We start from the raw sequence: 13291 nt of genomic DNA, 5'->3' as shown, positions 1-13291 counted from the left end.
TAATGGTGCAAAAGACGCAGGTGAAATTGCTGGCTCCGCAAAAAACTTCTCAATTGCTGATCGCGTATTTGGCCAGCTCAACGATCCTCGAATGGGTCAGCTTGCAGGAAAGCTTGATGCCGATGCTTTGCGGAAACTTGCCAATAACCCCAGCGCTACTCGGTTTATGGACGCAAGGACAGGGCATATCAATGTAATTAAAGAAATTGAAGGGAAGGTGATTCGAATTACTGCGCCAAGAGACGAGATGAAAATTATTTCCGCTGGACCAATTAGACATAATCAAGTTAAAAACTTATTAGGCAAAGGCGATTTTATACCGTTACCTTGAGTTCGCGGAGGGCTTATGGCGTCAATTCATATTGAGGAAATTCAAAAAATCTTGTCTGAGCAAGGCAATAAAGATGCCTTGCCAAATCAAGCAAATGGGGAGGGCTATTTTCTAGAGATTAGATTTGACAGCCCTACTCGTAAGGCATCCGGAATGGTTGATAATGAGTTCAAGGACAGGGTAATAACCCTAGATCGTCCGTACGGTACGGTCATTATTTTGTGCGATGGCAAGGGGCAGCTGAAATCAATTGAGTTCAGTTGACTGTACAGTGGTAGCACTCTCCCAGCACCGGCCTTGCGCCGGTGTTGTTTTATCTGCGTTAGTTTTTCTTCTTAGCTACCCGCTTGGTTGTTGCTGCTTGTCCCCATAATTCGCGACGCCTGGTATTTGAGAATCATCCCATCAAGTAGTGCCTTGATAACTGACTTCTCGGCTTCGGGCATATGACTAATGGCCTCGAAACGCAGGCGCAAGTCGTCGGATGGCCCGCGTTCCCCTTCTGCAAACACCAAATCATCCAGACTGACGTGCAGAGCCTGAGCAAGCCGGATCAGGGCTTCTAAGGTTGGTTGAGCCGTCCCTGTCTCATAACGCCGAATCTGATTAACGTGCACTGACGCGGTGTCAGCCAGAGTTTGCTGGGTGAGATCGGCGGCTTTGCGCAACTGAATCAGGCGTGTGGGGAAATGCATGGGTAGGAACCAGATCGTTTCGGACTCCATAACTGTGTGCCCTGTCTCTGATAAGGTTTGACTTTGACACAGTGTAAGGTATCAAAATAAAACCTCAAACAAGCGCTGACGTATTTTGGAGAAACCCCGATGGCCCGCATCCCCGAAGCCGAACTGGAACGCCTTAAGCGTGAGGTGTCGCTGGTTCGGCTGATCCAGTCGCAGGGCCATGAGCTGAAAAAGCGTGGCAAGGATTGGGTGCACTGCGTGTTCCATGACGAAAGCACTCCCAGCCTGTCGGGCCAAGCAGCATGGCCTGAGTAACCCGATTCGCTTCCAGGGGCAGTACCACGATCATGAGACTGGGCTGCATTACAACCGTTATCGGTACTATGACTCAAAGGGCTCTCGCTTTACAAGCCAAGATCCAATAGGGTTGAGCGGTGGACTGAATTTATATGTTTATGTTCCAAGCTCTACACAATGGATTGATCCGCTGGGTTTGTCTGGATGCGTTTGCAAACTGACTGAAACTTCCACTAGCGTGATCAATCAACAAAGACTGAATCGATACTACACTCAGTATGAGAAGTACGGCAGTGCTGGAGCAAAAGAGTTAGAGAATGGGCGTTATCGTTTTTATGAAGAGTTGAAGTCGCTTAGGACTCCAGGCGAAATGAAAGGTGCTAGATTGGTACGAGAATGGGATCCTAACACCGATGAACGAATAACCTGGTATGAAACGGTAGATCACTACAACAATATACGAAGCGTTGCGCCGAAACCGATAACGCACGAAAAAAATCACCACATATTGGAAGCAAGCGGTAAGTATATCGGCAGGAGGTAGGCTTGAATATTGAACCAACTCGCAGCGACATGATAAATAAAATAAAACTTGTGATTGATGGGGTCGAATCACGCAGCGAAGTGGCGAGATGGGCTTTCGCCATCTACGAGGATGACGATTTAAGGATAGCGGACAAGGTTGTACTTAAGTATTTAGAATTGCTGGGCGCTTTAGATCTTCATGGTGTAGACAGGGAGTATCTATACACCGAAGAAGATTTAAATCACTGGTTAAATAGCATAAAAACTGAAGATATCCCTTAGGGAGACACTGCATAAATAGCCAGCCGCCCCTACCCTTGGCACACTGAGCCCCCTCAACCAGCCTCCTCCGTGAGCTTTGTTACGCGCATGCAAAAGACCTTCTCCGAACTCGAATACACCGGCAAGAAAAAGCAGACTCGCCGAGATCGCTTCCTGGCGGACCTTGAACAGCTGGTGCCCTGGGCACAAGTGGAGGCGCAAGTGGCGCCGTTCTATAGCGACACCACAGGCAAGCGTGGACGCCCTGCGATTGGGTTGTCGCGCATGCTGCGCATGTATGTCGTGCAGCAGTGTTTCGGTCATCTCCGATGAAGGTACCGAAGATGCCGTCTACGACAGCCAGGCCATTCGTGGTTTCATCGGCATCGACCTGGGCCGTGAGTCGGCACCGGATGCCACCACCTTGTTGCGGTTTCGCCGCTTGCTGGAAACCCATCAGCTAACGCGGGTGTTGTTTGAAACGATTAACCAGCATCTGGCCAGCCAGGGTCTGCTGCTCAAGGAAGGCACTATCGTCGACGCTACCCTGATCGCCGCGCCGCCTTCGGTCAAGAACCGAGAAGGCAAGCGTGATCCTGAGATGCATCAGGCCAAGAAAGGCAATCAATGGCACCTCGGGATGAAGGCCCACGTTGCTGTCGACGCCACATCGGGACTCGTGCACAGCGTGGCAGGGACTGCCGCCAACGTGGCGGATGTCACCCAGGTCGATCAGTTGCTGCACGGCGCCGAAACCTATGTTTCGGGTGACGCTGGATACACTGGTGCGGCCAAGCGACCGGAGCATGCTGAACGGGACGTTATCTGGTCGATTGCAGCACGGCCAAGCAGTTACAAACATCACGGCAAAGACAGCGTGCTGTACCGAGTCAAGCGCAAAATCGAATACGCCAAGGCGCAGCTGCGTGCCAAGATCGAGCATCCCTTCCAGGTGATCAAGGTGCGCTTCAATCATCGCAAGGTTCGCTACCGTGGACTGGAAAAGAATACGGCGCAGTTGTTCAGTCTGTTTGGGTTGGCCAATCTGGTACTGGCCAAGCGGTATTTGCAACGGACGGCGGGATAAGTCCGTCCGAAAGGCGGGGCTGGCCCGCTAATCAGCAAAATCAGGGTAGAAATCGGCCCAAGAAACGCAGAATAAGGCCGGTAGGTTGAAAAACCGGCTTGAAAATGGGGTCGGTGAGAATTGGCTAATTGTTCAGCGCCTCCCTAAAGCAGGGCGATTTATTAGCAAAGACCCAATAAGCTACAGAGGCGGAATTAACTTATTTGCGTATACGGCCAATCCGGTCCTCTGGGTTGACCCATTAGGGTTAGCAAACAATAAGTATAAAGTTCGCCGCCCACCTGAGGATGCCCATGATCCCCATGGTTCGAAATCCCCGGGAAAGCCTGGAAAGGCAGAAGGCTTTTGTGAATGCAAGTTTGGAGAGACTTGGGCAAAACTTGATGATGGGCGTGGATCAGGATGGCTCGACAAATATGATAACGTTTGGGTTCCTACAGGTCCTGAGGGTCCTGGATCAAAGGCTCATGGTGGGCCACACTGGGATGTACAAAAACCTAAAGGCGAATACGAGAATGTCTATCCAGATGGGAGACGAAGATAAATGAACATATTAATAAAGCTCCCAAGTTTTTTCTCCAACTTGGACGAAGTTCGCTTTTTTGAAGGTATCACCTCTAATCCAGCCATAGTCGATATCCGCGGAACCGGGAAAGGGCTGAGTATAAAAATAGACAGGCGAAAACTCTCAAAAGAGAATGCGCGAGAACTTATTTCAATACTTTTCAGGTACGGCGTTAACTTGACGCCGCTTGCGGCGATCGCCAATGGGAATCGCCATGCCTGGATAAAAGATAGTGATTATTACTGGCACGAATCCATGTTTGCAAATAAACAGTCCGGTGATTTCATGGACAAGCATAAGGGGAAAACTGGAAGCGTGATGCTCATGAAGAACATGAAATGTAAGGGGTAATCCATTGATTAGGGCCGCGGACGAGTTTAAATGCATATTCGATTCCGCCCAAGGCGAAGAGCGCGAACGTGTAAAAAAGGAGGCAGACGATGCTGTTTGGCTAGAGGTGGTAGAGAAATATCCAGATCTAGGGTCTGTATGAAAAGTCTTGAGACGAAGGTCAGCCAAGGCGAAAACAGCCGAGGAAGCGGAGTTTACGGGTTGTAAATGAGCACTCCGAGGCTGTTTTCAACGCAGCATCACCGAATTTCAAGGCTTTTCGTACAGAGCCTAGAGGTTGAAGTATTGAACAACCATACTATTTCCAGTGTAGTGTTGGAATCTTTGGCGGCGAGCGCCGATCCAGATGTGAGATTTGATGTCGCCATGAAACGGCGTATTACTAGAAAAACATTTGAGGCGCTTGCAGAAGATCCTGTTGCCTCAGTGAGGCACTGTATCGCTTGCAATGCTAGGGTTCCCCGAGATATTTTGGAAATATTGGCTTTTGATAGAAGCGACTCAGTAGCTCGGGCAGCCAAGAAAAGACTGTGATTAGCATTGACTCGTCTTCGAGCAGTATTCGTATAGCTACGCTCCCCGGACCGAGGCTTGCAAAAGCATTCGGTGGCGCACTATACAGAAGCCGGCACCGGCCGGAACGAAATGCAGCGGGCCAAGCGCCAACGTGAACTGGGTTGCGGATTCACCCTGTTCGGCTGGGACGGCGACACCCTGGCCTGGGAAAGCTCACCGCCAAGGGACGATGGCGATACCGGGCGTACGGTGCATTACCTGTATGAACCGGGCAGCTTCGTGCCGGTGGCCCAGGCCCTGCGCAAGCGCCCGATCGTGCTGCACAGGCAGCCGGATTGGCGTCAGCGAGAGTACGACTTCGATCAGGATCCGTTGTGGCAGACGACGATGCCGCCACAGGCGTTCGATGCGATTGCCTGGTACCACTGTGACCACCTCGGCACGCCGATGGAGCTGACCGATCCGCACGGCAACGTTGCCTGGGCGGGGCAGTACAAGGCGTGGGGAGAGGTGCGGGAGGAGCGTTCGGAGTGGGCCAAGCAGCATGGGTTGGGTAACCCGATTCGCTTCCAAGGGCAGTATCACGATCACGAGACGGGGCTGCACTACAACCGCTATCGGTACTATGACCCAAGGGCTGGAAGGTTCCTGAATCAGGACCCGATCAGTTACACCGGTGGGTTCAACCTGTTCGCCTACGCACCGAACCCTGTCGAGTGGTCTGATCCATTAGGGCTTGCTGCACAAAATCAGTTGGGTACCTATGGGAGTATGAACGGACAAGGGAATGTTGGTGATGAGCTTGAGGTGCATGAATTTGTTAGACATGAAGCATTGGTACAGATGGGATGTGCTAACAAACGACGGAGGAACAAGGATAACCCATCAATTGCTTTAACCCCAAAAGAACATGATCAAGTACATGTCAGCGAGAACGCGCTGGCGCGAACGCATCTTAATGTTGGGGTGAATGAGTTCCAGTTTTCAGGGCAGACAGGTAAGCCGAAAAAGCGTCAAATGGATGTCTGGCAAGGCGCCATTCGACGGGCGGGTATATCTGCGGCGCAAGCGAAGGCGCTAAGAGAGCAATCAGCGCGATATCTTAAAAAATTAAACTGCTGCTGCGAGGCAGGTTGATATGTTCAAAGAACTTGTTTTTTCGACGGATGCTCCTTTAGAAAGTGATGCTTATGTTGGAGGTGGCGCGCGCTTGCCTAAAAGTATGTCCTGGCCACGCTCAGATAGCGGGCTTCCATTGGTGCACTTATTGGCTTTTCCTGTTAGTTGGTTGAGTGACGCAGCGTCACCTTACTGGATTTCTATTTTTATACCATATGAGCCTGGAAAAGTTAGTCATTATGGTCAGCTGCGCATGAAAAGCGGTGAGTCTCAGGCGGCTGTTCTTATCTATGAGAGATGCAAGGAAATTCGTAATGAAAGTGAAGGGAAAATTGTAGGTTGTGGAAGGATCATTGTTTTGGAAAATAATGGCGAAGATGATGAGGAGAACCTCGCGTCAAAAATTGACGGAGTTGATTCTTGGCTGCAGGCTCCGCTTGAGATTGTAGATGCTAAAAGAAGGGTTTCAATCTACGGAGGCGATCTGGATTTATCGATTCCGGAAAACAAAGGTGTGTTATCGGACGGTATGGGGTACCTGCTCTTGAGTGATGATTTTGTGGCTGGAAATTTAGCGGCTGCGCATGGTTTTTTTCTGCAGCTCGGCTAAACACTGGAGCGACTCAAAGTGTGACAGACCTATTAGACAAGGCGATTTAATCGTAAGCGCTCCATAAACCCCACCCAACCAAAGATGGGCAGCGCACCTAGGCTCTGTCTGAAATCCCAAGAAACTGAAATGTGGCCCCCGGAACAGCCGGGGTTCTGTACAGTCGCCGGCCATCTGCGGAAAGGAATTCTGTGATGGCAAAGCGTTATGAACTCTCGGATGAGGCGTGGGCAGTGGTCGCCGATCTCTTTACGGCAGCCCACGTCAGGGGCAGGTCCCGCAGCAGTGATCGCTTGATGCTCGATGGTGTGCTCTGGGTGCTGTGCTCGGGAGCAGCCTGGCGAGATATGCCCGAGCGCTTCGGGTCCTGGGCGACGGTCTATCACCGCTTCCGGGTCTGGCGAAACCGCGGAACATTCGATCAGATGCTCAGACGATTGCACCTCAGACTCAATGAAAAAGGCTTGATCGATCCCCACACCTGGATGATCGATTCGACCGCTGTTCGAGCAACCCGTGCTTCATCTGGAGCGCAGCGGTATATGGCTACAACGATGCACCAGCTGTCAGCCATCAGGGCAGAAATCCTGCTGGGACGACAAAGGGGGACACCGGACTATCGCGCAAATAGGGCGCAAGATTTCGATGCGATTGCCTGGTACCACTGTCATCACCTCGGCAGGCCGGCTGCATTAAAATCGGTACCGACACCATGATCCGACAACGTGTCGTTTAACCAGTCAAGACCCTATCAGCCTGCTCACAACCCACTTCAAGCATCACGATAATGCCCAGGCGTCGCCGCCAGATGTTGCTTGAACACCCGTTGCAGATGCGCCTGGTCCGCAAACCCAGCCTCCACTGCCACCTCGGCGATCGCCCTGCCCTGGCGTAATTGCGCCCGGGCATGCTGAACCCGCTGATCAACCAGGTATCCATGGGGCGTAAGGCCGAAGCGTTGTCGGAATGCGCGGATCAGATAGGCCCGCGACAGCCCGGCAGCGGCACAGATATCTTCAAGGCTCAGTGGGTCGGTGCGGTGCGCACGAATGAAGGCAGCGGCCGTCTCTAGACGCGGATGGCCTGACGCGCTGACGCGCGTAGGTGCCCCAAGATAACCTGGCAGGTCTGTAAAAAACGTCGCCAGCAGCGCCTCACGCTGGGGCTCAGCGTCGTCGAACAAGCTGGCAAACACCTGCAACAGCCGGCCGTACAGCCTCGGCGACGTGCTACAGGTGTGCCCAGGCAGTTCGAACCCCAGCGTCTGCAACCACGGCAGGTCGACGAACAGCATCAGGTAAGACCATGCCTCCCCTTCGATCGGGTTGCAGGTGTGCACCACGCCAGGGTTCATCAGCACCGTGGTACCGGCGCTGACTTCGACCTGAGTGTCACCGGTCAGGTAACGGCTACGCCCGCCAGTGATCACACCGATGGAAAAGCTCTCATGGGAATGGGCGGCGTAACACACCTTGCGCCCATCCCCTACCCGCCGGGCTTCGACGAAAGGCAAGGTTGGATCCCGCCAAAACCGCGACACCTCGATCATCGAGCACTCCTCACGCGTTACAGTTTCCAGTCAAGACTAACCATCATCGTCCTCGGTTCGCCATGATAAACCCCGTTATAGAACCCAAGGTTGTTGTAGTAGTGCTCATCGAACAGGTTTTTCACGTTCAATGACGCTGACACATGCTCATCGAACTGATAGCGCGCCATCAGCCCCACCACCGAGAAGGCCTTCTGGCTAATGGTGTCCTTGACCGTGATGATCGTGCCGTCCGCCTCTCGCCCCACCGGACGATTGGCCGCCTTGAAGTTGTCACTCTGCCAGTCCAGGTTGCCGCCCACGGTCAAGACCGGGGTTAGCTTGTAGGTGGTGGAGAAACGCACTAGGTTCAGCGGCTGCTCGGTATTCTTGCGCTGCTTGTCGCCCGTTGCGGCATGGGTGTAGCTGTAGCCCAGGCTCATTTGCCAGTCGGGCATCACCTCACCGGCAATCTCGGCTTCGAAGCCTTCGACCACCACGCCCTTGCCACCGGATTTGTAATAGATTTCACCGTCCGGCCCCGGCGGCACCGAGTCGTCCTGTTCGGCAACGTTGTCCTGCTTGCTGCGGAACACCGCCGTGCTCAGGTTGAGGCGATCGTCGTAAAGGCTGCCCTTGAGGCCCACTTCGTAGACCTTGCCGACGATGGGTTCGAGGTACTGCTTGTTGACGTCACGCACCGTCTGCGGGTTGAAAATGTCGGTGTAGCTGACATACGCCGTGTACTGCTCGGTGAGGTCGTAGAGCACGCCGGCATAGGGTGTCCACTGGTCGTTCTGGGTCTGCTTGCTCTGGGTTTCAGCGGCATTGAGCGCATCGTCATAGGTCCAGTCGCGGCTTTTGGTCTGCCAGCTGCCGTAACGGCTGCCCAGCACCACATGCAGGCGGTCGGTGGGGTTCAGGCGCGTGGCAATGTAACCGGCTTTCTGGCGGATGTAGCTGCGCGAAGCATCCAGGCCCGTGTCGATGTCGTAGAACTTGGGTATCGACCCCATGTACTTCCAGTCGGGAATGCTGGTGTAGCCATCAGGCACTGAGAGCGCAATCAGATAGGGCGAGCTGTTGCGCCGCTCGGACTCGCCATAGCCAACCATGAAGTCATGGCTGCGCCCGAACAGCTGGTACGGGCCGGCCAGGTTGAAGTCGATCGCGTCCATCTTTTCCTGGCCAGACATGTGCCTGGACCAGGCCTTCATGCCGCTGCGGTCGGCCTCGGGGAAGCCATTGCCGCCGTAGTACACCTTGCCGTCGCTGTCGGTCTGGCGATGGGTGTAGGCCGCCTTGAGCAGCCAATCGTTACCCAGGCGTTGGTCGAGGGTGGCGAACAAGGTCTGGTCTTTCAGTGGCCAGGACGACCAGGGCGCAGCCAGGTTGGTCGAACGGGGCAGATCGGCCTTGCCGCCATCGGCGCTCCAGTAAGGTACCGTGCCCCAGGACGCGCCTTGTACATGCTTGTTCTGGTAATCGTAGCCTACCGCCAGCACGGTACTGTCGGTCAGGTCTGCCTCGACGATGCCATAGGCCACCTCGCGCTGGGTGGCGTACTTGTCCATGAATGACTGGCTGTCCCGGTAGGCCAGCACCGTGCGACCGCGCAGGCGCCCTTCCCAACCCAGCGGGCCGCCGACATCCAGGTGGCTGTAGTAGTTGTCATAGCTGCCTGCACTGACACTGCTGTTGACCGCCAGCTCATGGGTCGGACGCTTGCGCACCATGGCGATGGTGCCAGACGGGTCGCCCGCGCCGGTGGTCAAGCCAGTGGCGCCGCGCACGACCTCGATATGGTCATAGATGATGGTGTCCGAATCCGACTTGAGCCCGGAGAAGGTGTTGAGCATCCCATCGATCTGGAAGTTGTTGATGGCATATCCACGGGAGTAGTAAGTCGGCCGCTCCGAGTCGTTGCGCTGCACGGTGACGCCCGTGACGTGCGCCATGGCCTCGGACAGTGTGTCGAGCTGGAAGTCATCGAGTTGCTGACGGGTGATCACCGAGACCGATTGCGGAGTTTCCTTGATCGACAGGTTCAGCCGCGTGGCTGCGCTCATGCTGCCCGTGGTGTAAGACCCGCTGTTTTCGGTGGTGCTGCCCAGGCTTTGAGCAAGAATTTGCGTGGAGCCGAGTTCCAGCACCCCTTCCTGCGGCCTTGGTTCGTTGTCTTCTGCCAGTGTCGCAGTGCTGAGGAAGGTGGTGCAAAGACCCAGGGTCAAGGTCATGGAACGGCTGATGGGCGCGAACATCGCTGCCTTACTCCTTGTACGTCCGATGAAAATCCATGGCTGCCGTTTGGCAGCATTCACATGAAAACGAATCTCGGATAAGAATCGTTATCGATATGTCATCGAAACGTAAAGATCGCGCTGTCCGTACTGGCCTCATCGCCGGCTTGCCAGCGATGAGGCTTTCAGCAACAGCCCGTCACTTCAAGGCATCACCGGCGGCAGGTACTGCAACGTAGTCCCCAATGCCCACAGCAGCACCAGCACCAACGGTACATGCACCAGCAACTGCACGAACGAGAAGCCGATCAGGTCACGTGCCTTGAGCCCCAGCACGCCCAGTAGCGGCAGCATGTAGAACGGGTTGATCAGGTTCGGCAGCGCTTCGGCGGCGTTGTAGATCTGTACCGCCCAACCCAAGTGGTACTGCAAGTCATTGGCCACCATCATCACGTACGGCGCCTCGATGATCCACTTGCCGCCGCCTGAAGGGATGAAGAAGCCCAGCACCGCCGAATACACGCCCATCAGCAACGCATAGGTGTCATGGGTAGCGATCTGGGTGAAGAACAGCGAAATATGATGAGCCAAGGTCTGCTCATCGACCCCCTTGACCTGGGTGAGGATCGCGGCGATCGAGCCGTACAGCGGGAATTGGATGAGGACCCCGGTGGTGGTCGGCACGGCGCGGGCCACAGCGTCGAGGAAGCTGCGCGGGCGCCAGTGCAACAAGGCGCCGAGCATGATGAACAACAGGTTGTAGGTGTTCAGCCCGGAAATCGCGGTGATCGCCGGCTTGGTGGCAAACTCCTGGTACAGCCAGCCACCGGCCAGCGCCACCAGCAGCAGGATCAGGATCGGGCTGTATTCCAGCCACTCACCGGGGCGGGTGCGCTGAGGCGCGGGCGGCGCGGTGAAGCTTGGGTCGACGCCACAATCCTCGGCGCTGCGCGCACTGTTCGGGCCGGGTGCAGTGGCATAGGCGATCACCAACGAAACGATCACCAGCGCGGCCAGCATCACCCCGGACTGCCAGAGGAAGATGGTCTCAGTGAACGGAATCACACCGGTAATCGACAGGATCGACGGCGGCAGGCTGGCAGGGTTGGCCTGCAACTGCGCGGCCGAAGACGACAGGCCCAATGCCCAGACGGCGCCGAGGCCCAGGTAGGCGGCTGCGCCAGCGGCGCGGTAGTCCATCTTCAGCTCGGTACGGCGGGCCAGGGCGCGAACGAGCAGACCGCCGAACACCAACGACAGGCCCCAGTTGAGCAGCGAGGCCAACATCGAAATCAGCGCGACCCAGCACACAGCCGAGCGGCCGTTCTTGGGCAGGCGTGCCAGGCGGTCGATCAACCGCGCAGCCGGCGGCGAGCTGGCGACCACGTAGCCGCCGATGACCACGAAGGCCATTTGCATGGTGAATGGGATCAGGCTCCAGAAGCCATCGCCAAAGGCCTTGGCGGTGTCGGTCGGTTTGGCGCCCATGACCAGGGCGCCCAGGCACACCAGCATCACCGCCAGGGCAGCGAATACCCAGGAGTCGGGGAACCAGCGTTCGGCCCAGTTGGAGCAGCGCAAGGCAAAGCGGGCGGAGCGGCTGTCTTGAATTTCAGCGGCCACGGTAAACTTCCTTTTATTGGTTTTATTGGTTGCAACGGCAAATCTGCCGGAAACGCAAAAACCCTGTGAGAGCGGGTTCACTCGCGAATGCAGCAGTCAGTTGGCCAATGCATTCGCGGGCAGATCCGCTCCCACAGGGGATGGGGAATGACCTTAGAAGGTCATTTCCTTCACATCATCGGGCACGATCAGCTTGCCGGCGGTCTTCTCGATGATTTCCTCGACGCTCACCCCTGGCGCCGTCTCGCGCAGGATGAACGCACCGTTTTCAATTTCCAGATAGGCCAGGTCGGTGAGCACCTTGCGGATACAGCCCGCACCGGTCAGCGGCAAGCTGCAGCGCGGGAGCAGCTTGGACTCGCCGTCCTTGGAGGCGTGGGTCATGGTGACGATGATGTTCTCGGCTCCGGCCACTAGGTCCATGGCGCCGCCCATGCCTTTGACCAACTTGCCGGGAATCATCCACGAGGCGATGTTGCCCTCCACGTCCACCTCGAAAGCGCCCAGCACGGTGAGGTCGACATGGCCGCCACGAATCATGGCGAACGACTGGGCCGAGTCGAAGATCGAGGCACCACGACGGGCGGTGACGGTCTGCTTGCCAGCATTGATCATGTCGGCGTCGATGGTGCCTTCGGTCGGAAACTCGCCCATGCCCAGCAGGCCGTTTTCCGACTGCAGCATAACGTCCATATCGGCGGGTACGTAGTTGGCGACCAGCGTCGGAATGCCGATGCCAAGGTTGACGTAGTAACCGTCCTTCAGTTCACGGGCGACGCGTTGCGCCATCTGTTCGCGGGTCAATGCCATGGTCAGGATCTCTTTGTTGTTCTTCAGGACGGCGCTCAGGCCTTGACGGTGCGTTTTTCGATACGTTTCTCGAAAGTGCCGACGATCACGCGGTCGACATAGATGCCCGGAGTGTGGATTTCACTGGGCAGCAAGACGCCAGGCTCGACGATCTCTTCGACTTCCACCACGGTGATCCTGCCGGCAGTGGCGGCCAACGGGTTGAAGTTCTGTGCGGTGTTGCGGTACACCACGTTGCCGTAGTGGTCGGCCTTCCAGCCCTTGACGATGGCGAAGTCACCAGTGATGGACTCTTCGAGGATGAACTTGCGGCCGTTGAACTCGCGTACTTCCTTGCCGTCGGCAACTGGAGTGCCATAACCGGTGGCGGTATAGAACGCCGGGATGCCCGCACCGCCCGCACGCATTTTTTCCGCCAGGGTGCCTTGCGGGGTCAGTTCGACCTCCAGTTCACCGCTCAGAAGCTGGCGTTCGAACTCGGCGTTCTCACCGACGTAGGAGGCGATCATCTTGCGGATCTGCCGGTCTTCGAGCAGCACACCCAGGCCGAAGCCATCGACGCCGCAGTTGTTGGACACCACGGTCAGGCCTTTGACACCACGGCGCTTGATTTCGGCAATGAGGTTTTCGGGGATACCGCACAAGCCAAAGCCACCGGCCAGTACCGTCATGTTGTCGTTCAGGCCTTCGAGGGCCTGTTCATAGGTTGCTACGCGCTTGTCCAGTCCGGCCATGCTGATCCGCC

At 55.8% G+C, this 13291-nt stretch carries 15 protein-coding genes and 3 pseudogenes; 12 read left to right on the top strand and 6 right to left on the bottom strand.

Annotation, left to right across the window (positions count from 1 at the left end; translation table 11 throughout):
- The first annotated feature begins 91 nt into the window (after positions 1–91).
- Together IF103_RS11205 and IF103_RS11200 are read left to right on the top strand one after the other, a co-directional pair.
- A complete protein-coding gene (locus IF103_RS11205; protein ID WP_155950806.1) occupies positions 92–331 on the top strand; it encodes a hypothetical protein in 240 nt (79 codons plus the stop codon).
- A gap of 15 nt (positions 332–346) precedes the next feature.
- Positions 347–595 carry a hypothetical protein gene (locus IF103_RS11200; protein WP_202676116.1) on the top strand — a complete coding sequence of 83 codons (249 nt, stop codon included), beginning with the start codon at positions 347–349 and terminating at the stop codon, positions 593–595.
- 71 nt (positions 596–666) lie between these two features.
- Here the strand turns inward: IF103_RS11200 and IF103_RS11195 are convergent, their stop codons facing one another.
- Positions 667–1026: a helix-turn-helix domain-containing protein gene (locus IF103_RS11195; RefSeq protein WP_049818826.1), complete on the bottom strand. Its 360-nt coding sequence runs from the start codon at positions 1024–1026 to the stop codon at positions 667–669.
- Between the two features lie 129 nt (positions 1027–1155).
- Here IF103_RS11195 and IF103_RS11190 point away from each other — a divergent pair, with 129 nt between their 5' ends.
- The 10 genes and pseudogenes from IF103_RS11190 to IF103_RS11150 form a co-directional block, all read left to right on the top strand.
- Positions 1156–1329: a CHC2 zinc finger domain-containing protein gene (locus tag IF103_RS11190; protein WP_023380396.1), complete on the top strand. Its 174-nt coding sequence runs from the start codon at positions 1156–1158 to the stop codon at positions 1327–1329.
- A pseudogene (locus IF103_RS25380) lies at positions 1307–1513 on the top strand (RHS repeat-associated core domain-containing protein); the annotation flags it as partial. The gene IF103_RS11190 and the pseudogene IF103_RS25380, both read left to right, overlap by 23 nt.
- Positions 1514–1857: 344 nt before the next feature.
- A complete protein-coding gene (locus tag IF103_RS11180; protein ID WP_023378997.1) occupies positions 1858–2118 on the top strand; it encodes a YxzC family protein in 261 nt (86 codons plus the stop codon).
- Positions 2119–2205: 87 nt separating this feature from the next.
- Positions 2206–3184, top strand: a protein-coding gene (locus tag IF103_RS11175; protein ID WP_202675617.1) for an IS5 family transposase whose coding sequence is annotated in 2 segments (ribosomal slippage) — positions 2206–2418 and positions 2420–3184 — 978 coding nt in all. Because the reading frame shifts where the segments join, the coding sequence is not laid out codon by codon here.
- Between the two features lie 85 nt (positions 3185–3269).
- Complete coding sequence (locus IF103_RS11170) at positions 3270–3728, top strand: polymorphic toxin type 37 domain-containing protein (RefSeq protein WP_202676114.1); 459 nt, start codon at positions 3270–3272, stop codon at positions 3726–3728.
- Positions 3729–4100, top strand: a complete 372-nt coding sequence (locus IF103_RS11165) for a hypothetical protein (RefSeq protein ID WP_104883331.1) — start codon at positions 3729–3731, stop codon at positions 4098–4100.
- Positions 4101–4385: 285 nt separating this feature from the next.
- Positions 4386–4634, top strand: coding sequence for a hypothetical protein (locus tag IF103_RS24820; RefSeq protein WP_158664899.1), 249 nt, complete (start codon positions 4386–4388; stop codon positions 4632–4634).
- A 51-nt stretch (positions 4635–4685) separates the two neighbouring features.
- Positions 4686–5360 (top strand): annotated as a pseudogene (locus IF103_RS11160) (RHS repeat-associated core domain-containing protein); the annotation flags it as partial.
- 394 nt (positions 5361–5754) lie between these two features.
- Positions 5755–6345, top strand: a complete 591-nt coding sequence (locus IF103_RS11155) for a hypothetical protein (protein WP_202676113.1) — start codon at positions 5755–5757, stop codon at positions 6343–6345.
- 194 nt (positions 6346–6539) lie between these two features.
- Positions 6540–6878: pseudogene (locus IF103_RS11150) on the top strand (transposase); the annotation flags it as partial.
- Between the two features lie 239 nt (positions 6879–7117).
- Here the strand turns inward: IF103_RS11150 and IF103_RS11145 are convergent.
- The 5 genes from IF103_RS11145 to IF103_RS11125 all read right to left on the bottom strand — a co-directional run bounded on the left by IF103_RS11145 (position 7118) and on the right by IF103_RS11125 (position 13280).
- Entirely contained in the window at positions 7118–7894 is a 777-nt protein-coding gene (locus tag IF103_RS11145; protein WP_023380387.1) for an AraC family transcriptional regulator, read from the bottom strand.
- Positions 7895–7911: 17 nt separating this feature from the next.
- Positions 7912–10134, bottom strand: a complete 2223-nt coding sequence (locus tag IF103_RS11140) for a TonB-dependent siderophore receptor (RefSeq protein ID WP_104881832.1) — start codon at positions 10132–10134, stop codon at positions 7912–7914.
- 183 nt (positions 10135–10317) lie between these two features.
- Positions 10318–11736, bottom strand: coding sequence for a short-chain fatty acid transporter (locus IF103_RS11135; RefSeq protein WP_023380385.1), 1419 nt, complete (start codon positions 11734–11736; stop codon positions 10318–10320).
- A gap of 153 nt (positions 11737–11889) precedes the next feature.
- Entirely contained in the window at positions 11890–12546 is a 657-nt protein-coding gene (locus tag IF103_RS11130; RefSeq protein WP_023380384.1) for a CoA transferase subunit B, read from the bottom strand.
- A gap of 35 nt (positions 12547–12581) precedes the next feature.
- Entirely contained in the window at positions 12582–13280 is a 699-nt protein-coding gene (locus IF103_RS11125) for a CoA transferase subunit A (protein ID WP_023380382.1), read from the bottom strand.
- Between the last annotated feature and the right edge of the window lie 11 nt (positions 13281–13291).

The sequence above is a fragment of the Pseudomonas sp. SK2 genome (assembly GCF_016772395.1).
GTDB classification, from domain to species: Bacteria; Pseudomonadota; Gammaproteobacteria; order Pseudomonadales; family Pseudomonadaceae; genus Aquipseudomonas; species Aquipseudomonas taiwanensis.
Note: the sequence above shows the minus strand (reverse complement) of the source record. Positions and strands in the feature narration are given on the sequence as shown.

Bases quoted from the DNA above. Each gene is read 5' to 3' on its own strand.
- IF103_RS11205 (WP_155950806.1), top strand. From the start codon at position 92: ATGGGTCAGCTTGCAGGAAAGCTTGATGCCGATGCTTTGCGGAAACTT.
- IF103_RS11200 (WP_202676116.1), top strand. From the start codon at position 347: ATGGCGTCAATTCATATTGAGGAAATTCAAAAAATCTTGTCTGAGCAA.
- IF103_RS11195 (WP_049818826.1), bottom strand. From the start codon at position 1,026: ATGCATTTCCCCACACGCCTGATTCAGTTGCGCAAAGCCGCCGATCTC.
- IF103_RS11190 (WP_023380396.1), top strand. From the start codon at position 1,156: ATGGCCCGCATCCCCGAAGCCGAACTGGAACGCCTTAAGCGTGAGGTG.
- IF103_RS11165 (WP_104883331.1), top strand. From the start codon at position 3,729: ATGAACATATTAATAAAGCTCCCAAGTTTTTTCTCCAACTTGGACGAA.
- IF103_RS11155 (WP_202676113.1), top strand. From the start codon at position 5,755: ATGTTCAAAGAACTTGTTTTTTCGACGGATGCTCCTTTAGAAAGTGAT.
- IF103_RS11145 (WP_023380387.1), bottom strand. From the start codon at position 7,894: ATGATCGAGGTGTCGCGGTTTTGGCGGGATCCAACCTTGCCTTTCGTC.
- IF103_RS11140 (WP_104881832.1), bottom strand. From the start codon at position 10,134: ATGTTCGCGCCCATCAGCCGTTCCATGACCTTGACCCTGGGTCTTTGC.
- IF103_RS11130 (WP_023380384.1), bottom strand. From the start codon at position 12,546: ATGGCATTGACCCGCGAACAGATGGCGCAACGCGTCGCCCGTGAACTG.
- IF103_RS11125 (WP_023380382.1), bottom strand. From the start codon at position 13,280: ATGGCCGGACTGGACAAGCGCGTAGCAACCTATGAACAGGCCCTCGAA.